Source organism: Nonomuraea sp. NPDC003754, assembly GCF_053605785.1.
The window spans coordinates 33,598-57,560 of the sequence record NZ_JBSGJX010000033.1; the positions used below are offsets into that span (position 1 = coordinate 33,598).

Sequence of the window (23,963 nt, forward strand, 5' to 3'; positions counted from 1 at the left end):
CGCGGTCCATCCACGTGATAGCCCCTCTGGGATGTATCCGGCGCCAGCTGACAAGCCGGACTCAGAGTAACCCAGGTCGACGGTCAGCGCGATGCATCGCGTCAGCTTCTCGCGCCCGCCATCATCAGGAGTTCGGAGTCGGTCAGCACCCGGTGGGACCGACGCGCCAGGCGAAGGATGTCGTCGACCACCTCGCCATCAGCGGGAAGGCCGCGCCGGCGCATCCAGTGCACCACGTTCCACCGGCCGCTGGCGGGCCCGATGTCGATCTGCTGCGACCGGCCCACCGCGGAGGCGGGGACGGCGGAGTAGACGCGGTCGGCGAGCGGGAGGTTCCCCGCGAACTCGGCCTTGGCCACGGCGGCGGCGTGCACACCGGTCGCGGTGCGGAAGGCGTCGGCCCCGACCACCGGATAGTCGACGGGGATGGGCCGCTCGCAGGCGGCGGCCGCGAGCGCGCAGTAGTCGGGCAGCGCGCGCAGCTCACGCGTGTCGCCGGACAGGTGCAGGTTCACCAGCAGCTGGTCCATGGCGGTGTTGCCGCAGCGCTCCCCCATGCCGAGCGCGGTGCCGTGCACCCTGTCGACGCCCGCCTCGATCGCGGCCAGCGCGTTGGCCAGGCCCAGCCCCCGGTCGTTGTGCCCGTGCCATTCGATGGGCACGGACCCGAAGCCGTGGGCGGCGAGGATCTCCTCGGCCACGTAGCCGACGATCGCCCGGGTGCCTCGCGGCGTGGCGTGGCCGACCGTGTCGCAGAGGCAGATCCGCTCGGCGCCCTCGTACAGGGCCACGTGCGCGATGAGCCGGAGCATGTCGGGGCAGGTTCGCGTGGCGTCCTCCACCACGATGCACACCGGCAGATTCTCCCGCCGCCCGAATTGCATGGCCGCGGTGACCGAATTAACCAGATGGTTTTCCGTCCAACCTTCTGTATATATCCTTATGGGACTCGTTCCGATAAACGCCATTACGCCGATGACGCGACCCGTGTCCTGGCTGATTTGCGCGATGGGAATGATGTCTTCCGGAACGGTCCGGGCGGCGCAATGGAGCTCCAGCGGCAACCGCAGGTCCTCGGCGTGCCGGGCGAGCCGGGCGGCGAAGAACGCGGCCTCGGACCCGGTGGCCGGCATGCCGATGCTGGCGGCGTCGATCCCCAGCCTGGCCATCAGCCGGAGGAGCGCGGCCCGTTCCTCGAGGGTGGGCTGGCGGACGGAGGGGCTCTGCAGCCCGTCACGGAGCGACTCGTCGTTCAGCTCCACCTGCCCGGTCGGCTCCGGCTCGGGTGGGCGGAGCCGTGACCGGTTCCAGTCGAAAATTACCTCGCCTGTTCCGCTGCTCATTTCCGGGGTGCCGTCCTCTCCTATAATGAGATGGTCGAGACGGTAGGCCGACGTTAACAACGGAACGCGACTCCAACAAGTCCGGACCCGAAAGAGCGGGTGCCGCGGAGGCCGGACAATCACCGGTATCGAAAGATGTAGGATCCGCTACCCCCTTCGAGATCCGCATTAACGGAAGTCCGCGAGCGGGCTCATAATCACGCCATGGTGACCCAGGAGGCCGTTCCGCGCCGCGTCCCCGCTCGCACGCTCCTGAAGTGCCTCGTCGAGGCGCGCCCGTCGGTCCTGGCGATGTATCTGCTCAGGTTCGTCACCGGCGCGGCGCTCGGGGTGTCCTCCATGATCGGGGGATCGGTGCCGGAGGTGGCGGGCGCCGCGCCCGAGTGGCTCGGCTCGCCGGCCATACAGGGGGGCGCGGGAGCCGCCGCGTGGCTGGGGTCGTCGGCGCCAGGGGTGCTGGGCGGGGCGGCGGTATGGGTCCTGGCGATCCTGTCGGCCTACCTGCTCAACGGGGTGACCGACGTCCACGAGGACCGGGCCAACGACTCCCGCCGCCCCATCGCGGCAGGCGAGCTGAGGCCGGAGTCGGCCGCGGCGGTCGCGAAGGCGGCCGCGGCGCTGTCCATGGTGGGCGCCGTCCTGCTCGTCCCCACGCTCGCCCCGGCGGTGGCCGCCGTGCTGGTGCTCGGCCACGCGTACTCGATGCCCCCGCTCAGCCTCAAGCGCCACACGCTGGGCGCGCCCGGCATCGGGGTGGCCGCCGCGCTCCTCAGCTACCTGGCCGGATACGCCAGCGTCGCCCACGGCACGACGCCGGACGCGGGGACACTCCTGTTCGCGGTGGTGATGTCGCTGTGGGTCGGCCTCGTGGGCACGATGGCCAAGGACCTCCCGGACGCGCCGGGCGACGCCGCGGCGGGACGGCGCACGGTCGCGGTGCTGTACGGCGAGCCGCTCCTGCGCCGCCTCCTGGCGGTCGCGGCCGCCGCCCTGGCCGGGTGCCTCTGGCTGGCCGTGGCGACCGTCGCGCCGGGACTGGGCCTGCCGGCCTGCGCGCTGACGCTGGGAGCGGGCGTGGTCGCCGTCCTGGCCCTGACCCACGCGTCGCGGGGCGGGCGCTGCAGGAAACGCCGCCTCTACCGAGGCTTCATGGCCACGCAGTACGTGACGCACCTGTGTCAACTCGTGTCAGTCGGCGTACCCTCAGTGGTGTCCAGTTGACACCGTTGCTCCCAACCTGGCGGGCTTCGGTTGGTTGCCGCGAGTGGAGGGCCCGTGGCCGCAGACGCCAAGCCCCATGGGTCGCCGTGGGACGACTTAGCGCGCTCCCTTGAGAAGGAGCGAGCCGCGATGCTGCTCGCCTACGAGAGGGAACTTCATGAAGCGGGCAATCCGATCGTCCGCGAGCGCGAGTCGAGGGCCCAGGCGATGGCTCAGGCGAACGCCACCCTGACCGACCTGATCCGCAGCCTGCGGGACCGGAAGGTCACCATGGACAGCGAGCGGTGGCTGCTCACCAGGGACATCGGCGAGAGCAGGGCCGCGAGCCGGCTCGACCCGCGTGACTCGCTGCGGGCGGCGGGCACCCTCTTCGAGCTCATCCTCGGCGAGGTGGAGCGCCACGTCTCCACCGAGCAGGCCCCGCTGGAGCTGCTGACGCTGACCGCCCTGGCGGTGAACGAGAGCATCAACACCAGGATCAGGGAGGCGGCCAGCGCGTACACCGGCTACCTGCTCAACATCATCCACCGGGCGCATCTCAACGAGCGTCGCCGTATCGCCCGGGAGCTGCACGACCGGGTGGGGCCGGGGCTCAGCGTCGCCCACCGCCAGCTGGAGCTCTTCGAGATGTTCGCCACGAGCGGGCCGTCACGGGCCGCTTCGCGGGCGGGCAAGGCCAAGCAGGCCGTCGGCGAGGCGATGCAGAACCTGCGCGCCGTCACCTCGGAGCTGCGTTTCGAGGACACCGTGACCAGCATGGAGAAGGCGCTGCTCACCTTCACCGAGACGTTGCGCACCGACGAGGTGACCATCAGGGTGAGCGTCAACGGCGACGAGACGTGGGCGCCACCAGCCGTGCGCGACGAGTCCTTCCTCGTCATCAGGGAGGCCATCCGCAACGCCGTCGCCCACGGCGCCCCCGCCGTGGTGCTGGCCAGGATCGACATCTCACCCCACGACCTGCGGGCCTCCGTCGAGGACGACGGCGTCGGGTTCGACACCGGCCGGGCGGGCAGGTCGCGCAGCGTCGGGCTGTCGTCGATGCGGGAGCGGGCCGAGCTGATGGGCGGCACGCTGACCGTCTCCTCCTGGCCGGGCCGCGGCTCTCACGTCGAGCTTCTGGTCCCGCTGCCCGGACGGCGGGAGGCCACCGTCTGACCGACCAGGTCGGCCGCGCGGGTCTCGGGCGCGAACAGGACCGCCACCAGCGAGGCCGCCGCCAGCACCACGATCAGGACGGCGAGCGGCCACGACGCGCCGCCGGCCGCCTGGACGAGGGCGGCGGCGACGAGCGGCATGGGTCCGCCGAACAGGGCGGCACTGGTCTCCCGCGCCACCACGACGCCGCTGAAGCGATACCGCGTCTCGAACATCTCGATGAACAGCGAGGCCTGCGCCACGCCCATGGCGACCAGGCCGCCGGCCGTGGCCATCGTGACCGCGAGCACGACGAGCAGGGGCCGTCCGGTGTCCAGCAGGACGATCATCGGACCGGCGAAGGCGATCAGGAACAGGCAGCCGAAGAACCAGACGGGGCGCCGACCGACCAGGTCGGCCAGCCGGCCGAAGACCGGTACGGCCAGCACCGCGGCGGTGCCCGCCACCACGTTGGCCGTCAGCCCGACGGCCGGCGGCAGGCCCAGTGTCCGGCTGACGTAGTGGAGCAGGAACACCGACACCAGGTAGTAGACCGCGACGAAGGGCCCGTTGGCCGCGAACGCCACCAGCAGGCGGCGGGGCTGGTGACGGACCAGGCTCCACAGCGGCAGCCGCTCCCGCCGCCCGGAGGAGGCCTGGAACGCCTCCGTCTCGGAGATCCGCAGCCGCGTGTAGAGGCCCACCGCCAGGGTGAGGGCGCTCAGCAGGAACGGAACACGCCAGCCCCAGGCGGCGAACTGGTCGGGCGGCAGGGTGGCGAAGCCGGCGAACGCCACCGTGGCCAGCACGATGCCGGCGAAGTAGCCGATGCTCGGCAGCGCGGCCCGCATGCCCCTGCGCTCCGGCGGGCCCGACTCGGCCGCGACGAGGATCGCGCCGACGAACTCGGCTCCGGCGCCGAATCCCTGCGCCAGGCGGAGCAGGACGAGCAGGACGGGGGCGGCCACCCCGATGGTCTCGTAGCCGGGCAGCACGCCGATGCCGACCGTGGCCGTGCCCATCAGCACCAAGGTGAGCACCAGGACGGGGACCCGGCCCAGGCGGTCACCCAGATGGCTCATCACGATGCCGCCGATCGGCCTGGCCAGCAGGCCGACGGCGAAGGTGGCCAGCGAGGCGAGCATCGCCGTGCCCGGCCGGGCCTCGGGGAAGAACTGTTCGCCGAAGACCAGTGCCGCGCCCAGCCCGAACAGCGCCAGGTCGTAGGACTCGATGACGGTGCCCACGACGGTCGCGGTCACGACCCGGGGCCCGGTGTTCACACGGTCACCATCGGTTGCCATGAAACCCCCAAACCCCCTCACCTTATGGCGAGTCCGCGAGCCCTTGTATCCTTCGGACCGCGAAGCGAACCTTCGGTGAGCGGTCTTGTCCACGGCGGGGGCCGGCCGTACCGTCGATCCGTTCACGGGGCGGAAGGACGGTGCTCAGATGATCGAGTTCCGCGTGCTGGGCCCGGTCGCGGTGTGCCGCGACCGCCTCGACATCACGCCCAGGGCGGCGCGCCTGCGCCAGGTGCTCTCCCTGCTGCTCCTCCAGGGGAACAACCAGGCCGTGCCGCTGGACGCGCTGGTGGACGAGCTCTGGGGGGAGCGCACTCCCAAGACCGCCGTGACGACCGCCCAGACCTACGTCTACCGCCTGCGCACGCTGCTGGGCCGGGCCCGCCTGGTCACCACGCCGCACGGCTACCTGCTGCGCGCCGAGGAGGACACCGTGGACGCCACGCTGTTCCACCGGCGTCTCGACGAAGGTCACCGGCTGCTCGAGGAGGGCGACAGGGAAGCCGCCGCCCGCACGTTCCGGCAGGCGCTGGACCTGTGGACCGGCGCCGCCCTGGCCACCGTGGCCCAGGGGCGGGCGCTGCAGGCCCACGCGGTCTTCCTGGAGGAGAAGCGGCTGCACGCGTACGAGCTGGTCATCCAGACCGAGCTGGACCTGGGGCTGCACCGCCAGCTCGTGGGCGAGTTGCGCGGGCTGGTGACGACCCACCCGCTGAACGAGTGGTTCCACGCGCAGCTCATCACGGCTCTCCACCGGTCCGGACGGCGCAGCGAGGCGCTGCTGGCCTACGAGCACCTGCGTGCCGTGCTCGACAGCGAACTGGGCGTGGACCCGTCCCCCGAAGTGGAACGGGTCCAGCGCGAGGTGCTGTCGATCGGCTAGGACCAGGGCGCCATCGGATACCAGATGAGCTCGCGGCGGGCCAGCAGCCTGACGTCCCAGTACAGCAGGGTGAACACGCCGACCACGAGGAGCGCCGACCCGGCGACCACGGCCGCCCGGCCCGGCTTGGCGGTGAACCACCGGTGCAGCCGGCCACCCGCGAACCCGGCCAGGGCCAGGAAGAGCACCGCGACCAGGAGGATGTTGCCGGCTGACTGCAGGACGAAGGCCAGCGCGCCGTAGAAGGGGTCGTGGCTGGCGGCGGTGTCCCGGAAGAGCTGCCGGAACAGCCCGTACGGGCGGCCGACGAGGAACCCGCCGATGAGCGCGCCCATGAGCAGGACACGGGCGTGCGGGAAGCGCGCCGAGATCCGCCGCAGCGGGTCGCGGACCACGTTCAGCGCGGCCAGCCCGAGATAGATCATCACCAGCCCGATCAGGCCGAAGGCCACCATGGACTGGACGGAGCGCGGGGAGAGCCCGGGGCCGGAGGGCGCGGTCGAGGCCTGCGGCATGCCGTCGCCCACCAGGGCGGCGATCACGCCGTAGGTGGCGGAGACCACCACCATGCCCACGACGAGCCAGCCGAGCGGGCGCAGCGCGCTGACCATCCGGCCGCGCACCCCCTCCCCTTCGCCGAACATCGGCGCGAGGGCACCGAAGACGGCCACGTTGCACGCGGTGAAGGTGCCCGCCACGCCGGTGACGAAGGCGAAGATCATCCCCGCCGCGGTGCCGGTGAAGGCGAAGTCCTGAGGGTCGCCTCCCAGGAGGGTGGTGGCGACGGTGCCGCCGATGACCTTGTCGACGAACGTCGCCGACCAGATCATGCTCAGCACGGCGCCGCCCACGACGCTCAGGACGACGACCAGGGCGCGCCGGGTGGGTACCGCGGCCGGCCGCACGGGCTGCTGGGTGACGGTCATGACATTCCTCCCTGAGCGGCGCCCGCCTCGGCGGCCGCGACCCGCAGCAAGGGCAGCCGCACGGTCTCGTCCGCGTCGGCCGAGTTCTCGATCTGCAACAGCAGCCAGCTGAGCCCCTCGATCCAGCGGCTGCTCGACAGCGCTCCGGCGTCGGCCGTGTCGAAGCCGATGCGGTGGACCAGGTCGGCCACGCAGGCCTTGGCCCACATGTCGTCACCCGCCACGGGAATGGTCAGCCGCTCGTGGCCGGAGCTCAGCTCGCCGAGCCGCTTGGCGGCCACGCAGTTCAGCGCCTTCACCACGTACCCGCCGGGCATGGCCTGCGCGATGCGCTCGGCGGCGGAGATGTCGGGCCGGCCCCGGTTGTCCACCAGGCCGGGATTGGACACGTCGATGAGCACCTTGTCGTTCACCAGGCCCTGGATGCGCGGAGCGATCTCCTCGCACGTGGCGTCGACCGGCGTGGCCAGGATCACCACGTCGCCGTTGGCCACCGCCCATTCCAGCGGACCGGCGACGGCGCCCTGGACCTGCCGCGCCAGCTGGGCGGCCGACCGGCGCACCCGGCTGGTCACGAACAGCCGGGTGCCCTTGCCGGACAGCGCCCGCGCCAGCGCCGAGCCCATCTGGCCGCAGCCGACGATGCTGATCGCGGTCTTGGTACCTGACGGCATGGCCGCGACCCGGCGCCGTGCCGTGCCCTCGCGCCATCGCAGGATCTGTGTGTTCACTGCACTCCTCCACCTACCAGCTGATCCGAATAGCGCTCGAGAGCCCGCCGCAGCCGGTCCGGAACGGCCACCGGCGTCAGCCCCCGCTCCGTGCGAAGCATGCAGGCGATCGTCTGGGATCCCCGCGCCACCAGCTGCGCGGGGTCGATGTTGACCCGGTAGTAGGCGAAGCCCATGGTGACGCGGTTCTGCTCCATGCCGCTGAGGGTCATGCGGATGGAGACCCGGTCGAAGGCGTACAGCTCGCCGAAGTAGTCGCACGAGCACGCCAGCGTGACCAGCGCGAGGTCGTCGCCCAGCTGAGCCAGGATCTCCGGAGCGTGCTCGGCCAGGAAGCGTTCCCTGCACTCCCCCTGCCAGGCCAGGTGCCGGGCGAAGTAGACGTTGCCGACCAGGTTCGTGTCCGCGAAGGTCACGAGGTGCTCATAGGCGTAGTAAGGGCGCACTGCTCTCCTTCCATGAATGCGGTGATGGCGACCGGGTCGTCCTCCCCCTCGACCTGCACCAGGGCGGAGACCAGCAGGTCGTCGCCCGCCCGCAGGACCGCCCAGCCCTGGTCGTAGACGCCCTGGATCTCCGGCGGCGCCTCGTCGTCGCGTCCGGCCCTGGCAAGGCAGTCCCGGAGGCCGCGCGTGCGGGCCAGCACGTGGCCTACCGGCTCGGCGGCCAGCCGTACCAGCTCGCGGGTCAGGCCGGGCCAGGGGTCCGCGCCGTCCGGTACGGCTCGCGCGAGCTCGGCGCCCGCCAGCATCGCGGAGTCCGGCGGCAGGACCTCGAGTGTGAGGTCCTCGCCGAGGTCCAGCTCGACGTCCGCACCGGGCAGGTGGGAGGCGAGTGCGCGGGTCAGGTAGGGCCTCAGGAGCAGCCGCGGCCAGCGGGTAAAGGCCGGCAGCGGCCCGACGTCCCGCAGCCGCAGCCCCTCCCAGGTGACGACCGGCTCTCCCGTGGCCTGGGAGACCACCACGTCGTAGGTGTAGTCGGCGCCCTGCCTGGACCGCTCGGCCGCCGCGAGCACCAGGTGGTCGCCCGCGGCCGCCCGCCGGTGGACCGTCAGGCGGTCGCAGCCGACCGGCAGCAGCCGGCGGTGCGGAACGCACGCCTGCAGGACATGGATGGTGGCGTCGTTGCGCGCGTGGTCCCCCAGCTCGGTGTCGCCTGCCGCACCACCGGGCGCGAGCACCGCGGTGCACGCGGTGGCCTCCAGATGCTCGTAGCCTCGCAGCAGTTGGAAGGCGGGCCCATGGAAGAACAGCGGGCCGTACAGCCGGGCGGCTTCGTGCGGCGGCACCGGCGACCGGCGCGCCGGTACCTCCAGGACCTCGGGGATCGCCGCCTCCTGCGCGGGGCCCGCGACCCGGCAGCTGAAGTGATCGACGGCGAAGCCGGTCTCGTCGCTGAGGATCGCGACGTCGACCCCCTTGTCCTCGCGCACCTGGGCGCAGATGCGGATGGTGCGGCCACCCTCCTCGGGGACCACGATCGGGCGGGTGAAGCGCCCGAACTCCAGGCAGGTCGCGGCCTGCCCGGTCAGCAGCCGCGCCGCCTGCGCCATGGCCTCCATGGCGCAGACCGCGGGCAGCACGCGCAGCCCATCGATCCGGTGGTCGGCCAGGAACGCGTCCCGCTCCGCGGTGAGGACGGCTTCGGCCACCAGCTCGACACCGGGCACGTGCAGCCGCACGTGCTCCAGGTAGCGGGCCGTTCCCGGTGCGGTGTCCGCGGCGCGGTCCAGCGCGGGATGCCTGCCGGAGATCACGATCGAGGCCGGCTCCGGGCGCGTCGCCAGCACCTGGAGCAGGAACTGCACGCCGCGGGCGGCGGGTAGCGGCGTGACACCGGCCCGTTCGAGGTCGTGCAGGACGTGCAGCCGCTCCCCCATGCCCGCGCCCGACCAGGCCGTCCAGTCGAGGTTGCACACGTAGGCGGCGGGCAGGCGGGACCGCAGGGTGCGCACCAGTTCGCGCATGCGGCCGTTGGCCAGCGCGTAGTGGGCCTCGCCGTGCAGGCCGTACCTGCCGATCACCGATCCGTAGGTGATCACGACGCGTAACCGGTCGGTGTCCAGCGCGTCCAGGACCGTGCGCAGCCCGCCCACCTTGGGCGCGGCGTGCTCGGCGAAGTCGGCGGCGCTCAGGTCGGTGAACCTGGCCGGGCGGTTGACGCCGCTGCTGTGCACGAGAGCCGTGATGGTGCCCAGGGCCCGCGTGGCCTGCGCGACCCCGCGGCGGACGGCGGCGGCGTCGCAGACGTCGGCCGCGATGTAGTGGAAGGCCGCCCCGGCCTCCCGCAGCCTTTCGAGGTTGGCGCGCAGCTCCTCGTCGTGGTCGGGGTCGCCGCGGCCGAGCAGCGCCAGCCGTACCCCTCGTGAGGCCAGCGCGAGAGCGGTCTCCAGGCCGATGCCCCGGCCGCCACCGGTGACGAGTGCCACGTCGTCGGGGCCGAGCCCGATGTGCGCGCCGGTGGCGGGCTCCAGCGGCCGGTGGGTGACGGCGAAGATCCGCGCGTCGTCGTCGACGAGCAGGTCGTCGGCCATGTCGGCGGGAGCGGCGATCGCCTTGGCCAGCGCCTCGGCGGCCACCGGGCAGCGTCCGGGGCAGTCGGCGCGCACCAGGCGGACGATCTGGCCGGGGTGCTCCTGGCGGAGCGTTCCCGCGAAGCCGGAGGCGGTGTCGCCCTGGTCGATGACGACCAGCGGCGTTCCGGCGGCCACGGCCTGACGGGAGGCGTCGACCAGGACGGCGATGTCCTGATCGCCGGGGTCGGCGGGCAGGAAGACCAGCACCGCGGGAGGCCCGTGCGGCGCCGTGACCAGGCGTGGCTCGACCGCGTCACGCAGCGGCGCGAGACCGTGCACCTGCCAGGCATGGGGCTCGGCGGGCGCGTCGGGCGGCTCCACGGGATGCGCCTCGGGCACGAAGAGGCGATGCCAGGGCGACAGGCCGCGCGGCACCGCAGGCTCGGCCTCCCTGGCCCCGGAGGGCAGCTCCCGCACGGTGGCCATCAGGTCGGCCACCGTGGCGTCGGCCAGAGACGGCGGCAGCTCGGGCACCGCCCGGTCGCAGGCGTTGGCCGCGTCCACCACGAGCTGGGCCACGCGCAGCGAGTTGAGGTGGAGGTCGCCGATCAGCAGGTCGCTCTCGCTGATCGCCTCGCTCGGCAGCTCGAGCGCCGCGGCGACCAGATCGCGCACCAGCGCGTCGACGTCGCCGGCCGCGGCGTCCCCGCCGGGCTCGGCGGGGACCGGGAGCTCCCCTGTCGTCCGCTCGCACGGGTTGACCAGGAAGGACGGGTCCCGCCACAGGTCGAAGGGCCGGTGGAAGCCCGCGGCGAACATGGCGCGCAGATCGTCCACGGCGCCGACGGCATGCAGCGCGGCGGCCACCTGGCACAGTCCCTCGGCCGAGGCCGCTCCCACGTCCAGGGAGACGGCGGGCACGTCGGTGATGCCTGCGGCCAGGGTCGCCAGCCCCCTGCCCGGCCCCACCTCCACGAGCAGGTCGCAGTCGCGCGAGAGCAGCTCGACGGCCTGGCGGAACAGCACCGGACCGGTGACCTGCGCCGCCAGCGCCCGTCGCAGGTCCGTCGCGGGCGTCGCCTTGGCGCCCAGGATCGTGGAGTAGACGGGCCGGGAGATGGGCGCCATCTCCATCTCGGCCAGGTGGCTGGACAGGGGCCACTCCGCCGCGAGCATGGCCCTGGTGTGGAAGGCGTGGCTCACCTGGAGCCTGGTGCACTGCAGGCCGGCCTCGCGCGCCCTCGCCAGCACCCGTTCGAGCTCGCCGACCGGGCCGCCGACGACCTGGGAGGCGCCGTTGTCCGCCGAGATCACCAGCTCGGTGTCGTCGATCAGGCGGGCCACGGTCTCGGCCGGGGCGTGGACGGCGGCCATGCCCGTCCCCGCCTCGCCCTCCTCGCTCATCACCCGGCCGCGGAAGGTGACCAGGTCCAGGGCGTCCGGCTCGGAGAAGGCGCCGGCCCAACACAGGGCGGTGATCTCGCCGAGGCTGTGCCCGGCCGCGGCGACGGCGGTCACCCCCAGGCGGTCCAGCCAGCGCAGGCCGGCCATGGACGCCGAGAAGATCTGGGGCTGGGCGACCGAGGTGTCCACGGGCCCGTCGCCGCGTTCCCCGGTGCCGAAGCGGACCTCGGGCAGCACGGAGGAAAGAGCGCCGGGACCGGTGGGCACCGGCGCGCCCTGTCCCGTGAACAGCAGGCCCACCCGGCCCTCGGCGATGCCGGAGACGAAGATCCCCGGAGCGGTGAGCAACCTGGCCTCGCCTGCCCCGGCCAGCATCGCGGCCGCCTGCCCCGCGCGCCTGCCCAGCTGTGCCGGATCCCGCGCCACGATGCCGGCCCGGTACCGGCGCTGGCCCGTCGAGACCGCCAGGCTCGCCGCGAGGTCGACGTGGTCGGCGAAGGACATCGCGGCGGCCACCTCGGCGGTCCTCGCCAGCGTCGCCGCCAGCTCCTCGACGGTGTCGGCGGCGAAGACGAACGCCTCGTGGCCGCGCGGACGCCCGGCCGTGCTGCGCTCGGGCGCGGTAAGGGGACGACCCACCGGCCGCATGGCGGCTTCGAGCACCACGTGGGCGTTGATGCCGCCGAACCCCATGGCGCTCACCGCCGCCCGCAGAGGCGCGTCGGGCCAGGGCTCCGCCCCCGCGACGACGCGGAGCGGGGCGTCGGCCGCACGCAGCAGCTCGTGCGGCTCCTCGCAGCCGGTGGTCGGGGGGATGACCTGGCGCTGCAGCGCGGTGGCCGCCTTCAACAGCCCCGCCACCCCGGCGGCCGCCTTGGTGTGGCCGATGTTGGCCTTGATGGAGCCCAACGCGGCGGGCGGTAGCTCGCGGCCGCCGCGCTGGGCTTCCATGAGGGCGGCCAGCTCCACGCTGTCGCCGACAGCGGTGCCGGTTCCGTGTCCCTCGAACAGTGAGACGGTCTCGGGCCCCCACCCGGCGCGCCGGTAGGCCCGCTCAATCGCCAGCAACTGCCCGCCCCGTTCGGGCCGGGTGATGCCGCCCTGACCGTCCGATGAGACGCCCCAGCCGCTGATGACCGCGACCGGGGCGCGGCCCGCGGCCAGGGCGTCGTCCAACCGCATCAGCGCGACCATCCCGCAGCCCTCGCCGGGCCAGAACCCCGTGGGCCGGGCGTCGTAGACGCGCATGGCTCCGTTCGCCAGCGCGCCGGTCCTGGCGAACCCGACCAGCTCGAAGGGGTCGAGGCTGAGGTCGACACCGCCCGCCAGGGCGAAGTCGACCTCCCCTTCGCGCAGCGCCGTACAGGCCGTGATGACCGCCAGCAGCGACGACGAGCAGGCCCCGTCCACCGTGTAGCCGCCGCCGCCCAGGTCGAAGTAGTTGCAGATGCGGCCGGCGATGGTGTTGGCCAGCCCGCCCGCGAGGGTCTCGTCGGACGGCTCGGCGAAGGGCGCCTTGAAGATCTGCTCGGCCCGCGCCAGCAGGCCACGCAGGCGCGCGGGGTCCTCGGCCGCGAGCACCTCGCGCATCACGCCTTCCACGTACGGCCAGCGCAGCCGCAGGGCCGCCGCCCGGCTGAACTCCCCGGCCATGGTGTTGCCCACCACCACGCCCACGCGTCGCCGGTCCAGCCCTTCGGCCCCGCCGTACCCGGCGTCGGCCAGCGTGTCCGCGGCGACCTCGAGGGCCAGCCAGTGCGCCGGATCCGTGGCCCGGTACACCGGGCCTGGGATGCGGAAGCGGGACCGGTCGAACTCCCAGCCCTCCAGCACCGCGGCGTACCCGACATAGGTGCGGTCGGGGTCGCCGGGATCGGAGCTGCGGTAGCCCGAGCCCAGCCGGACCGTGGGGATCGGCCGGAAGGCCCGGCGGCGCGACAGGACCAGCTCCCACAGCTGCCCGGGGTCGCGGGCGTCAGGGTATCGGCAGCCCGTCCCCACGATGGCGATCGCAGAACTCATGATCAGCTCCTCAGCGGGCGACGGCGGGTTCCGGCACCAGGACCGGCTCGCCGGCGGGCGCGCTCCTGCGCCGCGAGATCGAGACGAGCGCGAGCGCGACGCCCCGGATGGCGCACACGATGGTCAGCGCGAAGAACAGGCCGAACACGATGTGGAAGGAGACCAGCAGGCCGTAGACCGCGGCCGTCCCCGCCCCGAACGCGACCTGCCGCCAGCGGGCCACCGGCGTGGTCCCCGGGTCGGTGATCATGTAGTTGGTGTAGAGGATGAACGCCGTCCCGCTCATCACCAGCAGGGCGCTCCACGTCGAGGTGCCGTCCACGGCGGTCCTGATGAGCGCCTGCGCCGCGAAGCCGCCGACCCAGCCGAGGATGAGGGGGATCTTCCCGGTGAGCTTGGCGTTGAGCATGGTGCCCGCGGACAGGATGGCCAGCGGGATGATCCAGTCGACCGGGCCCGAGACGAACTCGGTGAAGTGGTACGGCGGCGCGATGCTGACCCAGGGGAAGGCCAGCAGCACAACGACGATCCCGAAGTTGGACGGGTTGAGCACGTGCCGGACGCTCCGCCTGCCGGTGCGGTCGATCACCATGACGCGGAAGAGGTACTTGGAGGTGATGGCGATCACCACCGCGAGCAGCACCGGTTCCAGCCGCTCGTTGGCGTACATCAGCATCGCGCAGGCCAGGGCGCTGATGTGCGCCGGCAGCAGGAAGTCCATGAGCTTGACCCAGCCGCCCAGGTACTTCGCCGGCCGCCGCCTGGCCCGCGCGTCGATCGTCTCGAGTCCGAGCTCCAGCACGTAGGCCAGCAGGATGGTGGCGATCGGGGTGACGTACGCCTGCTCGAAGCCGAGAAGGAGATGGCCGACGATGTTGAAGACCGTGATGGACAGGGCGAACCGGCGCAGGGCCGCCGTCCTGGGGTCGCGTTTCATGGTCATACCTCCGGACGGAGAACCAGTTCGTGCCAGCCCGGCTTCAGGGTGGCGTCGGTGGTGTGGCGGGTGCCGCACCCGTCACGCCAGGTCACGGTGACCGGGACCGGGGCCTTCGGGTCGGCCAGCGCGAACAGCAGCTCGGCGGCGGAGACTCCACCGTGGCCGTTGGCCGGGTAGAGCTGACCGGCGGAGATGCCCGCCGCGCCCGAGCGCAGCGTCACGCTCGCGCCGACGGCCGGGGTCGTGGCGGTCGACGAGCCGCAGCCCGCGGGCCGCTTCAGGGTCAGGCCCAGGTACGGCAGGTCGGTGGGCCTGGTGTTGCGGTAGACGTAGGAGGCGCGCCACTGGTTGGCCACGGCGAAGTCCAGCTTGCCGTCGTGGTCCACGTCGGCCAGGGCGATTCCCCTGGAGACGCCGGGGTCCGCCACGCCGAGCCGGGCGGCGATGTCGTGGAAGCGGCCGTCCCGGTCTCGCGCGAAGAAGGGATTGGGATCAGATCCCGAAATATCATCGCCCGGGATTACCTGTGGCCAGATGGTGGGATTGCTCACCACAACGTCGTTGGCCATCGCCAGCTCCTGCAGGTTCGCCCACCGGTTGTCCTCACCGGCGACGAACCCGGTGGCCTGGAGCACCTGCACGTCGCCGTCCCCGCCGAAGTCGCCGGCCTTGATGTCCCAGCCCCAGCCCGACCTCGACAGCCCGAGCGGTTCGCTGAGGTCGTCGTAGTGGGCCGTGCCGCCCGCGCCCAGCACCTCGCGCCGGGTGCTGACCCAGGCGAAGTTGCTCTCCTGGAGGGCGAACTCCTCGGTGATGTTGCTCACCACCATGTCGGGCGCGCCGTCGTCGTTGAGGTGGGTGAAGGCGACGCCCATGCCCTTGAAGGAGTCGCGCCCCAGGACCTTGGACTTGGGCGTCGTCAGGTGCCTGATGCCGCCCTGGACCTCGAAGCGGGGCCGGCCCGGCGTCGACAGGTTGCGCAGCAGGTGGTCGGCGCCGAAGTCGTTGGCGAAGTAGAGCTCGGGCAGGCCGTCGCCGTTCAGGTCCTGCGCGCCGATGGCCAGCGTCCAGCTCCTGGCCACGGCCGCGTCCAGCACGCCGGGCACGTCGGAGAACCGCGCCTCGCCCGGCTTGCCCGCGTTCAGCAGGATGCGGTTGACCCCGCCGTTGACCGAGGACGACATGGAGGTCTGCATGTGCAGCTCGTCCTGCCGGGCGGCCGGATCGAGCACCCGCGCGCCGTCGGGGAAGTAGTTGCCGATCACGATGTCGGTCCTGCCGTCGCCGTCGACGTCGGCGAGCGAGGCCGCGTTGCTGTTCCACACCTGGTACGGCTTGACCAGCTCCTGCGCGGTGAAGGCCAACGTGCTCCCGGTGCGCAGGAACAGCACCGGCGAGCGGCCCCAGTAGTAGACCATCGCGTCGGTGCTGCCGTTCTGGTCGAAGTCGCCGGTCACGCAGCCCGTCGGCGCCATCGTGGAGGTGTACGGCAGGCTGCCGGGCGTGAGCGTGACGACCGGATAGCGGTCGCCCGTGCCGGGCACCGGGCGGATCGTCACCGAGTCGTCCCGGGTGTCCACCAGGCACACGTCGTCCGGGCGCCCGTTGCCGTCCACGTCGTCCATGGCCAGACCGGCGCCGACGGAGGAGATCCAGTGGCTGATCCGCTTGTAGGCGGGCGCCACCGCCCGGACCGTTCGCCGGGTGTCGGTCGTGTTCAGCGCCGTCTGCCGGAAGGCGAAGCGACCGGCGAGCCGGTCCTCCTCCGCGGCGGAGATGGACGGAGCCTGCGCGGCGAAGACCCCGCCGGTGATCAGCACCACCGAGCAGAAGGCGGCCGCACCCGTCCGCAGTCTTTCGATCATGTCGTCTCCTTCGCCTGGTGGGCCTCCGCCCAGGCGTGGCGGATCCGCGCACGCCACGCCTCGTAGGCGGTGGTGGAGCTGGGCAGGCTGACCACCTGCTCGAAGGCGCGGTCGGTCCACGCAGCCGCGGTGGCCAGATCCGCGCCGGTCAATCTCTCCACGGCGATCGCCGTGCCTGCGGGCTCGATGCCGGACAGGTGGTGCGCCTTGGCCGCGAAGGCGGCGCCCTGGGCGAGGTCCGCGCGGTGGCTCGCGGCCAGAGCGGCCAGGTCGTCCACGCCGTCGGCCGCCAGCGCGCCGGTGTAGGTGGCGGCCAGCCCGATCCCGGCCCACAGATCGCCCCGGCGCTCGGGGGCGAACCGCTCGATCGTCGCCGCGACGCGCTCGGGCTCGGCGGCTCCGTAGAACCACAGCGCGCGGCCCACGCCCTGGTCCCTGATCGCTCTGACCGGGCCGCGGGCCGCGCGCTCGATCCACTGCCGGCCGAAGACCGCCTCGGGCCGGAAGAACGCCTGGTGGAAGCCCCAGCCGTCCCAGGCCAGCCAGCCCAGCAGGGGATGCCAGGGGCGGGCCAGCCGCCAGACCGGCAGCCGCAGCCGGGCGTAGGCCCATCCCGCGCCGACGGTGATGAGATGGATGTAGCCCGCGCCCCGATCCTCGCGCAGGTCGCGCAGCCGCCGTCCGCCTGACAGGCTCAGGACGTCGAGCAGGCACCTGCTCATGGCCGCGCCCTCGTAGGCGAACCCACGGAACTCGGGCGTGACGCCGGACAGGTCGAGCGGGCCGGAGGACTGGGTGAGGCCGTCGTTGTAGCCGCGCACGAAGCTGCGGACCACCTCGTCGAGCCGGTCACGCACGCCGGGGGCGGCCTGGGGGAAGCCCAGCCGGGCCAGGGTGAGCCGCGCGGGATCGAGGGCGAGCGCGCGACGTAGCAGTGTCGCGGTCATGGTCTACCTCACTGGATCTAGTAGGACAGGACCCGGCCGGAAGGAGTGCGAAGATCAAGAGTTTCGAGTGCCACGGGTGCCCTTCTAGGCTTTTTCACTCTGATTTGGCGCATCGCCTGTCCCCCTTTCTCATTTTTCTATATAAATCATCACCATTTTCCTCATATCAGCACGGACGACGCCTTATCTGAAGACCTAGATGGGCACCCCCCTAGGGGTAGCCATCCGGCTAGCCCAAAAGCCGCCGAACAGCGAAAATCACGCCCCCGCACATCAAGGCGGGGACGTGATGGAAAAACACAAATTTCGACTAGGCGCCGTATGCGCTCCGCAAGGCGATGGCCACCGCGAGGGTCCGGTTCGAGCAGTTGAGTTTCGCCAGAACATTGGACACCAGGCGTTTGACGCCGTGCTGTGAGATATGCAGGCGCAGCGCGATCTGTTTGTTGCCGAGCCCCTCGACCAACAGGTCGAGCACCTCACGCTCGCGCGGGGTCAGGGTGTTGATACGCGACTGCGACTGGCGGAAGTCCGCCCTGGCCCGGCTCAGCAGCCGGTTGGCCAGGAACGACGGCATCGGCACGTCGCCGGCCACCACGCCGGAGATGGCGGCGTCCAACGCCTGGGCGGTCAGCTCGTCCTGGACGAGGAAGCCGTTGCAGGGCACCGCGGTGGCCAGGTCGAGGCCGTCCTCGTCCACCCCGGCGATCAGCACCAGCACCTTGACGTCGTGCCGGCACACCTCGGCGGCCAGCATGCACACCTCTGCCCCGTTGAGCCCGCCGAGGCCGAGGATGAGCAGGTCGAACGCCCGCTGGCGGGCCAGCTCCAGCACCTCGGAGCGGAGCGCGCACAGCCGGACGTGCCGTACCGGGGCGAGCGCGCCGAGCATGACGTTGAGGCCGTGCCTGACCAGGTCGTTGTCGACATGGACGGCCACCCGCAGGAAGCCGGCGCTCTCCCCGTGCAGGGAGTGGTGGTAGCTCGCCTGCTCCAGGACGGGGAGCCCGCTCGTGGATCCGTTCACCTTCACAGCCATCCCCTCCAGAGGTTCGACCGGGATCGGCCATGTCCGCGACGCTACGCGGCGAACGGGCTCCTTCAACGCATCCGGACCGAAGGTCGGACCGCGGGACCGAAAGAGGCAGCCCGCCGTACAACCTTCGGACCACTCAGTCGCGCGGGCGGGCCACGATGCACACCAGGGCGGCCGAGGTGGAGGTGACGTCGGTCACGGGGGTGGCCGCGAACCCGTGCGCCTCGACGGCGGGGACCACCTTGTCGACGATCTCCCTGGCGCGTCCCGCGCCGGGCGGCTCCCAGCACAGGTGCAGGCTGCCGCCGGGAGCCAGCCAGCGGCGCAGCGCGGTCAGCTCCCTGGCCGGGGAGCGCGTCCAGAACAGGTTGACGTTGACCGAGAAGATCTTGTCGAAGGAGCCGTCGTCGAACGCGGCCTCCTCGAGTCCCATGACCTCGAAGCTCGCCCTGCCCGCCGCGACGCTCACGTCGTTGCGCTGCCTGGCCGCCTCGATCGCCACCCGCGACCGGTCGATGGCGGCGAAGGTGCCCTCCTTGAGCCGGTCGAGGACGAGCGCGGCGGCGACGCCGCGGCCGCATCCGATCTCCAGCACACGATCCGAAGGCGCGAGCTCCAGCGTCTCCACCGCCCATGACAAACGCTCAGGTACCGCTTTTTCAGCCATGGTGACAACGTATCCCGCCACATACGGAATCTGGCGGAGATCGAAAAGAATCTGTCAGCAGCAAGAAACGCCCCCAGCTCACGTCCTTCCCTTTCCTATAGAAAGGAGCAAAAAGGGCATTTCTGGAGGAGAGTCGTCATGTCGGAGACAGTAGCCGCCGATTTCGAAACCCTCTACCGGGGTGCGTCTCCGGTGCCGGGGATGGAATTCGACACGGTCCCGTGGGACATCGGGGAACCACAACCGGTGGTCATCGAGTTCGAGGGCAGGGGGCAGGTCAGCGGCGACGTGCTCGACGTCGGATGCGGCGCGGGCGACAACGCGATCTTCCTCGCCGCCCGCGGATACCGGGTGACGGGCGTGGACATCGCGCCCACCGCGATCGAGTGGGCACGGCAGCGCTCGCGCGACCGCGGCGCCGAGGTGGAGTACGCCGTCGCCGACGTCACCGACCTGCGCGGTTACGACTGCCGCTTCGACACGATCATCGACAGCGGCGTCTTCGACTGCCTCGACGCCGAGCAGCGCGACCGCTACGCCGCCGAGCTCCACCGCGCCGCCAGGCCCGGCGCCAAGCTGTTGGTCGTCTGCTTCTCCGACGCGGTGACCGTCGAGGTCCCGGGCGTCTTCACGATCTCCGAGCAGGACTTCCGCACCACCCTGGGCGGCGCGGGCTGGACCATCACCGCGCTGCGCGTGGACACCTTCCTGGTCACCGCGACGGCCACCGGATTCTTCCGGTCCGCCGGGCTCAACCTCGACACCGACGATCGCGGACGGGGGCGGCTGCCCGCCTGGGCCGTCGAAGCCGTCCGCGGCTGACCCGGAGACAACCGATGACGACACAGCTGACCGACACCGACTCCCCCGTTCCCGCCACCGGCCTGGACTGCCTCGACCCCACCTACCAGCGCGACCCCTATCCCTTCTACCACTGGCTGCTCCGCCACGACCCGGTCCACCGCGGCAAGGACGGCACCTGGTACGTCACCCGCTACGAGGACGTGCGCACGGCCATGAGCGACAAGCGCTTCGCCTGCGCCAACGTCCGCGACCACTGGGAGGAGATGGTCGGCCCCGGCGCGCTCAAGGAGGTCATGCGGGACACGATCTTCTTCGAGGACGACCCGCAGCACGGGTTCCTGCGCTCCCTCATCAGCCCGGCCTTCAAGCCCAAGCGCATGCGGGCGATGGAGCCGCAGATCCGCCGCGTGGTCGACGAGCTGCTCGAGCCGCTGGTCCGGCGCGGCGAGATGGACCTGGTGAAGGACTTCGCCGCGCCGCTCGCGCTGATCTTCATCTGTGAGCTGCTCGGCGTGCCTGAGGAAGGCCACGAGAAGGTGCGCGTCTGGTCGCTGGACATCGCCCCGACCCTGGATCTCGTCCCGACCGAGGAGGAGATCAGGATCGGCCACATCGCCATGGGCCAGTTCAGCGACTACCTGGCCCAGCTGATCGCCGAACGGCCCGACCGGGCCGGCGAGGACCTCATCGGCGTCATGCTGGAGGCCCTGGAGGAGGGCAGGGGCGGCGGCGACCGGCCGCTCACGCTGAGCGCCATCATCAGCACGATCATCTCGGTGGTCTTCGCCGGGCACGACACGGTCACCAACCAGATCTCCAACAGCATCCTGGCCTTCATCCACCATCCCGAGCAGATCCGGCTGCTCAGGCAGGACCCGGACCGCATGGCCGACGCGGTCAGCGAGTGCCTGCGCTACGACTCGGCCGTGCAGTCCAACAGCCGCAGGCTCACCGAGGACGTCGAGCTCGGCGGCGTCACGCTGCCCGCCGGCGACTTCGTCGTGGCCCTCATGGGCGCGGCCAACCGCGACCCCGCGGAGTTCCCCGACCCCGACCGCTTCGACATCACCCGCACCGGCGTGCAGCCGATGTCTTTCGGTGCGGGCATGCGCTACTGCCTGGGCGCCATCCTGGGCCGGCTGGAGATCGCCGCCGCCCTGGAGCGCCTCATCTGGCTGGACGACCTGCGCGTGACGATCCCCGAGGAGCAGTTCGTCTACCAGCGCAGCTCGATGTTCCGCGGCCTGGCCAGCCTGCCCGTCGCCTTCACCCCCGTCACCGACTACCCGCCCAGGAGGAAGTAGCCCATGCCCACGGTCACTGTGGCCGACGCCGACGTGCACTACGCGCTCACCGGCTCCGGCCCTGGCCTGATCATGCTGCACGGCACGCAGGCGGGCGCCGAGGCCAGCTGGGGCCACGTGGTCGGCGGCTTCGCCGACCGCCGTACCGTCGTCACGCCCGACCTGAGCGGCAGCGGCAGGACCACGGACGGCGGCGCGCCGCTGACCGTCGAGAGCCTGGCCGACCAGGTCGTGGCGGTCGCCCGGACGGCCGCGCCGGGTCCGGTGGATCTGGTCGGCGCCTCGCTGGGCGCGGTGGTGGCCGCCGCCACCGCCGCGCACCACCCCGACCTGGTCAGGAGCCTCGTGCTCATCGCCGGCTGGGCGCACGGGGACGACGTACGGCACCGGCTGAACTTCGGGCTCTGGCGCGATCTGGCCCGGACCGACTTCGACCTGTTCAGCAGGTTCGGCATGCTGCAGGGCTTCACCCCCGGCTACCTCAGCGCGCTCAGCGACGAGGGGCTGAACGCCGTGCTGGCCGCCAACCAGCCCGCTCCCGGCCTGGCCCGCCAGATCGAGCTGGATCTCCAGGCCGACATCCGGGACCTGCTGCCCAAGATCTCCGCTCGCACGCTGGTGATCGGGCTGACCCGGGACGAGATCGTCCCGGTGGAACGCTCGCGGGAGCTGCGGGCCGCCATTCCCGGCAGCGCCTACGCCGAGGTCGACAGCGGCCACTTCGCGATCTTCGAGAAGACGGCCGAGATGGTCGGCCTGATCCGCTCCTTCCTGCTGACCGGCTGAACCGTCGAGGGGAGGACGAGGTCGCCTCGTCCTCCCCTCACGCCGTGGATGCCGGCCCTCGCCCTCGCCCCCGCCCCCCTTCGCCCTCGCCCCCGCCGCCGCTGCGGACGCGGAAGGGGGCACGGTCTCGACGAGGAGGCGCATCACGCGGAGGACCCCGCCATCTCCATGGCGGGGTCCTCGGCTGTTACGGCTCAGCGGATCCGGTAGGCCCGCAGGATCGTGAGCTCGGCGCGGTTGCCGGAAGCGTCGACAAGGGCGGCGCGTAGCGAGACGTGCCCCGACCTGGGGTGCCAGACCGTCGCCTTCCACTGGTCGCCCGTGCCCTCCAGGCGCACCGACCGCCACGACCGGCCGTCGTCGTAGGAGATCTCGACGTTCAGCCGCCGCACGGCGCTGGGCGTGGAGCCGTCCTGTCGCTGCACGTAGACCGGGAAGGAGAAGGGCCCTGACGCCGCCCGGTTGTACTCGTCCAGGCCGGGCGCGAACCGGACCACGGCCAGGGGCAGCCGCTGCTCGCCCGTGCCGGACCTGAACGTCCATGACGCGCGGACCTCGGCCGACAGGCCCGAGACGCCGCTGCGGCGGGCCGTGGCCGTCAGGCGGTAGGAGCCGTCGCCCGGGGGCAAGGTGAAGGAGCCCTTGCCGGGGAGCGCGGTGTGCCCGACCACCCTGCCGTCCCGGTACAGGACGGTGGCGGCCCGGTCGACCGTGGAGCGCGTCTCTCTGATCGGGTTCTGGTCGGTGAACAGCGGGATCTCGACGTCCAGGGTGTCGCCGGACCGCACCGCCTTCGTCCAGGACCACGGCCACGCCGGCGGGAAGGACGGCCCGAACGCGGCCACACCCCAGCTCTCGCGCGAGACCGTACCCGCGGTGAACACCTTGGGCCCGCTGTAGGTGATGATCTCGGGGGTGGCCCCGACCGCGCCGTCGAACTGGCCGAACGACGACAGCCAGTGGGTGTCGGGGATGTAGTACTCCTTGAGGGAGAACGGCAGCGGCGCCGAGACCAGGTAGTCCTTCTGGCCGACCTTGCCGGGGGCCGACGCGGCGAACGTCGAGTCGACGGTCGCCAGGTTGCCGTCGGGGATGTGCCGCACCAGGTCCGCGGGCACCCTGTCGGGCTGCACCCACTGGAGGTGGTAGAGGTACGGGCTGCCCGCGAAGCCGCCCGCGCCGTCGGGCTTGGCGAAGCGCCCGGCGACGTAGAAGGTGAACTGTCCGGGCGGCGCCGCCGTGGTCGACGGACGCACCAGGGTGTCGGCGAAGTTCACCGCGTGGTACCCCTGCCCGACGAACCGGCCGTCCGGCGTGTACCGCTCGAAGATCAACGCGACCTCGCCGCCGACCGCCTCCGGCCGGTCCAGCGTGATGCCGACCGGCTTGCCCTCGGTGGCCACCAGGTCGAGCGTACGGTCCCCGTCGACCACGAACAGCGGCTCGACGATGTGCGTGACGAGCGGCCCGGTCCGCACCTCCGCCTGCAGGTAGTAGGAGCCGCGCGGGAGCTTGGCCACCACCGTGCCCGAGGGGTCGTGGGGGGAGAACGACTGCTCCACCTCGAGGCTGTTGAACACCGCCGACCAGGTCGAGGTGGGGCGGCCCTGGTGGTCGAGCACGCGGATGGTGACGTCGAAGGTCTCCGCCGCCGTGGTCGTGGCCGCCGCCCGGCGCGCTCCTCCCGACCTGGTCAGGTTGAACAGCTCACGGTCGCGTCCCTCGGCGTCGGACGGGACCACATAGGTGTCGCCGTGGTCGGTGTAGCTGCGGAAGCGTACCTGGTCGCGCCCACGGGCGGGTCTGACCACCACGTCCTGTCCGCGTGGCGCGTCCGGCCGCAGCAACACCCGGTCTCCGGTGACCAGGGTGATCCACTTCTCGCCGTCCGGTGCCGTGACCGCGGCACCGGACGGCGCCGCGGCCACGGCCGGCGACGGGCCGGCGACCAGCGGGGTCACGGCCAGCACGAAGAGTGATAACAGGGTCCTGAGCTTGCGTGACATCGCGGCTCCAAGGCTCGGGGGCGAGCCGAGGATAACCCGGGCGGCAAACCCCGGATCCGAGATCTTTCCGCCCCTCGCAGGAGGTCTCGCGGCCGGGGCCGCCCCCGGCCGCCGCGGGCCCG

Annotated in this window: 18 protein-coding genes; 6 read left to right on the forward strand and 12 right to left on the reverse strand. The window is 72.0% G+C overall.

Going from position 1 to position 23,963, the window contains the following annotated elements:
- Positions 1–101: 101 nt before the first annotated feature.
- Entirely contained in the window at positions 102–1,343 is a 1,242-nt protein-coding gene (locus tag ACWEVS_RS32665) for a LeuA family protein (protein WP_449928655.1), read from the reverse strand.
- A gap of 204 nt (positions 1,344–1,547) precedes the next feature.
- Here ACWEVS_RS32665 and ACWEVS_RS32670 point away from each other — a divergent pair, with 204 nt between their 5' ends.
- Both ACWEVS_RS32670 and ACWEVS_RS32675 read left to right on the forward strand, forming a co-directional pair.
- Positions 1,548–2,564, forward strand: a complete 1,017-nt coding sequence (locus tag ACWEVS_RS32670; RefSeq protein WP_452554506.1) for a UbiA family prenyltransferase — start codon at positions 1,548–1,550, stop codon at positions 2,562–2,564.
- 129 nt (positions 2,565–2,693) lie between these two features.
- A complete protein-coding gene (locus ACWEVS_RS32675; RefSeq protein ID WP_449928651.1) occupies positions 2,694–3,722 on the forward strand; it encodes a sensor histidine kinase in 1,029 nt (342 codons plus the stop codon).
- Here the strand turns inward: ACWEVS_RS32675 and ACWEVS_RS32680 are convergent.
- Positions 3,671–4,984 carry an MFS transporter gene (locus ACWEVS_RS32680; protein ID WP_449928649.1) on the reverse strand — a complete coding sequence of 438 codons (1,314 nt, stop codon included), beginning with the start codon at positions 4,982–4,984 and terminating at the stop codon, positions 3,671–3,673. The two genes, ACWEVS_RS32675 and ACWEVS_RS32680, sit on opposite strands and share 52 nt — an antisense overlap.
- 169 nt (positions 4,985–5,153) lie before the next feature.
- Between ACWEVS_RS32680 and ACWEVS_RS32685 the strand changes: the two genes are divergently transcribed.
- The gene (locus ACWEVS_RS32685) at positions 5,154–5,888 is read left to right on the forward strand and encodes an AfsR/SARP family transcriptional regulator (RefSeq protein WP_452554509.1); all 735 of its coding nucleotides are present in this window, start codon (positions 5,154–5,156) and stop codon (positions 5,886–5,888) included.
- On the opposite strand, the gene ACWEVS_RS32690 is transcribed toward ACWEVS_RS32685, so the two are convergent.
- The 9 genes from ACWEVS_RS32690 to ACWEVS_RS32730 form a co-directional block, all read right to left on the reverse strand.
- Positions 5,885–6,814 carry a hypothetical protein gene (locus tag ACWEVS_RS32690; RefSeq protein ID WP_354915521.1) on the reverse strand — a complete coding sequence of 310 codons (930 nt, stop codon included), beginning with the start codon at positions 6,812–6,814 and terminating at the stop codon, positions 5,885–5,887. The two genes, ACWEVS_RS32685 and ACWEVS_RS32690, sit on opposite strands and share 4 nt — an antisense overlap.
- Positions 6,811–7,545 (reverse strand): NADPH-dependent F420 reductase, encoded by a 735-nt coding sequence (locus ACWEVS_RS32695; RefSeq protein ID WP_452554511.1) that lies wholly within the window; start codon positions 7,543–7,545, stop codon positions 6,811–6,813. The genes ACWEVS_RS32690 and ACWEVS_RS32695 overlap by 4 nt, the downstream gene beginning before the upstream one ends.
- Complete coding sequence (locus ACWEVS_RS32700) at positions 7,542–7,991, reverse strand: acyl-CoA thioesterase (RefSeq protein WP_452554513.1); 450 nt, start codon at positions 7,989–7,991, stop codon at positions 7,542–7,544. The genes ACWEVS_RS32695 and ACWEVS_RS32700 overlap by 4 nt, the downstream gene beginning before the upstream one ends.
- On the reverse strand, positions 7,958–13,486 hold the full coding sequence (locus ACWEVS_RS32705) for a type I polyketide synthase (protein ID WP_452554515.1): 5,529 nt from the start codon (positions 13,484–13,486) through the stop codon (positions 7,958–7,960). Before ACWEVS_RS32705 ends, ACWEVS_RS32700 begins: the two co-directional genes overlap by 34 nt.
- A 10-nt stretch (positions 13,487–13,496) precedes the next feature.
- Positions 13,497–14,423 (reverse strand): enediyne biosynthesis protein UnbU, encoded by a 927-nt coding sequence (locus ACWEVS_RS32710; protein WP_449928637.1) that lies wholly within the window; start codon positions 14,421–14,423, stop codon positions 13,497–13,499.
- A 2-nt stretch (positions 14,424–14,425) separates the two neighbouring features.
- Positions 14,426–16,291, reverse strand: coding sequence for an FG-GAP repeat domain-containing protein (locus ACWEVS_RS32715; protein WP_452418250.1), 1,866 nt, complete (start codon positions 16,289–16,291; stop codon positions 14,426–14,428).
- On the reverse strand, positions 16,288–17,238 hold the full coding sequence (locus ACWEVS_RS32720; RefSeq protein ID WP_354915537.1) for a DUF1702 family protein: 951 nt from the start codon (positions 17,236–17,238) through the stop codon (positions 16,288–16,290). The genes ACWEVS_RS32715 and ACWEVS_RS32720 overlap by 4 nt, the downstream gene beginning before the upstream one ends.
- A gap of 310 nt (positions 17,239–17,548) precedes the next feature.
- Positions 17,549–18,271 carry a helix-turn-helix transcriptional regulator gene (locus ACWEVS_RS32725; protein ID WP_452554517.1) on the reverse strand — a complete coding sequence of 241 codons (723 nt, stop codon included), beginning with the start codon at positions 18,269–18,271 and terminating at the stop codon, positions 17,549–17,551.
- Positions 18,272–18,410: 139 nt separating this feature from the next.
- A complete protein-coding gene (locus ACWEVS_RS32730; RefSeq protein ID WP_449928631.1) occupies positions 18,411–18,941 on the reverse strand; it encodes a class I SAM-dependent methyltransferase in 531 nt (176 codons plus the stop codon).
- 138 nt (positions 18,942–19,079) lie between these two features.
- Between ACWEVS_RS32730 and ACWEVS_RS32735 the strand changes: the two genes are divergently transcribed.
- Genes ACWEVS_RS32735 through ACWEVS_RS32745 form a run of 3 tightly spaced genes read left to right on the forward strand, consistent with a single transcriptional unit; the run spans position 19,080 to position 21,835 of the window.
- Positions 19,080–19,763: a class I SAM-dependent methyltransferase gene (locus ACWEVS_RS32735; protein WP_452554519.1), complete on the forward strand. Its 684-nt coding sequence runs from the start codon at positions 19,080–19,082 to the stop codon at positions 19,761–19,763.
- Between the two features lie 14 nt (positions 19,764–19,777).
- The gene (locus ACWEVS_RS32740) at positions 19,778–21,049 is read left to right on the forward strand and encodes a cytochrome P450 (RefSeq protein ID WP_354915547.1); all 1,272 of its coding nucleotides are present in this window, start codon (positions 19,778–19,780) and stop codon (positions 21,047–21,049) included.
- Positions 21,050–21,052: 3 nt separating this feature from the next.
- Positions 21,053–21,835 carry an alpha/beta fold hydrolase gene (locus tag ACWEVS_RS32745; protein ID WP_452554521.1) on the forward strand — a complete coding sequence of 261 codons (783 nt, stop codon included), beginning with the start codon at positions 21,053–21,055 and terminating at the stop codon, positions 21,833–21,835.
- A gap of 194 nt (positions 21,836–22,029) precedes the next feature.
- On the opposite strand, the gene ACWEVS_RS32750 is transcribed toward ACWEVS_RS32745, so the two are convergent.
- Positions 22,030–23,841 (reverse strand): hypothetical protein, encoded by a 1,812-nt coding sequence (locus ACWEVS_RS32750; RefSeq protein WP_452554523.1) that lies wholly within the window; start codon positions 23,839–23,841, stop codon positions 22,030–22,032.
- Positions 23,842–23,963 lie beyond the last annotated feature (122 nt).

What these genes read in the sequence shown, in the direction of transcription:
- ACWEVS_RS32670 (WP_452554506.1), top strand. Translation starts at nt 1,548, where the DNA reads ATGGTGACCCAGGAGGCCGTTCCGCGCCGCGTCCCCGCTCGCACGCTC.
- ACWEVS_RS32745 (WP_452554521.1), top strand. Translation starts at nt 21,053, where the DNA reads ATGCCCACGGTCACTGTGGCCGACGCCGACGTGCACTACGCGCTCACC.
- ACWEVS_RS32730 (WP_449928631.1), bottom strand. Translation starts at nt 18,941, where the DNA reads ATGGCTGAAAAAGCGGTACCTGAGCGTTTGTCATGGGCGGTGGAGACG.
- ACWEVS_RS32675 (WP_449928651.1), top strand. Translation starts at nt 2,694, where the DNA reads ATGCTGCTCGCCTACGAGAGGGAACTTCATGAAGCGGGCAATCCGATC.
- ACWEVS_RS32665 (WP_449928655.1), bottom strand. Translation starts at nt 1,343, where the DNA reads ATGAGCAGCGGAACAGGCGAGGTAATTTTCGACTGGAACCGGTCACGG.
- ACWEVS_RS32750 (WP_452554523.1), bottom strand. Translation starts at nt 23,841, where the DNA reads ATGTCACGCAAGCTCAGGACCCTGTTATCACTCTTCGTGCTGGCCGTG.
- ACWEVS_RS32710 (WP_449928637.1), bottom strand. Translation starts at nt 14,423, where the DNA reads ATGAAACGCGACCCCAGGACGGCGGCCCTGCGCCGGTTCGCCCTGTCC.
- ACWEVS_RS32740 (WP_354915547.1), top strand. Translation starts at nt 19,778, where the DNA reads ATGACGACACAGCTGACCGACACCGACTCCCCCGTTCCCGCCACCGGC.
- ACWEVS_RS32685 (WP_452554509.1), top strand. Translation starts at nt 5,154, where the DNA reads ATGATCGAGTTCCGCGTGCTGGGCCCGGTCGCGGTGTGCCGCGACCGC.
- ACWEVS_RS32735 (WP_452554519.1), top strand. Translation starts at nt 19,080, where the DNA reads ATGTCGGAGACAGTAGCCGCCGATTTCGAAACCCTCTACCGGGGTGCG.
- ACWEVS_RS32690 (WP_354915521.1), bottom strand. Translation starts at nt 6,814, where the DNA reads ATGACCGTCACCCAGCAGCCCGTGCGGCCGGCCGCGGTACCCACCCGG.
- ACWEVS_RS32705 (WP_452554515.1), bottom strand. Translation starts at nt 13,486, where the DNA reads ATGAGTTCTGCGATCGCCATCGTGGGGACGGGCTGCCGATACCCTGAC.
- ACWEVS_RS32715 (WP_452418250.1), bottom strand. Translation starts at nt 16,291, where the DNA reads ATGATCGAAAGACTGCGGACGGGTGCGGCCGCCTTCTGCTCGGTGGTG.
- ACWEVS_RS32720 (WP_354915537.1), bottom strand. Translation starts at nt 17,238, where the DNA reads ATGACCGCGACACTGCTACGTCGCGCGCTCGCCCTCGATCCCGCGCGG.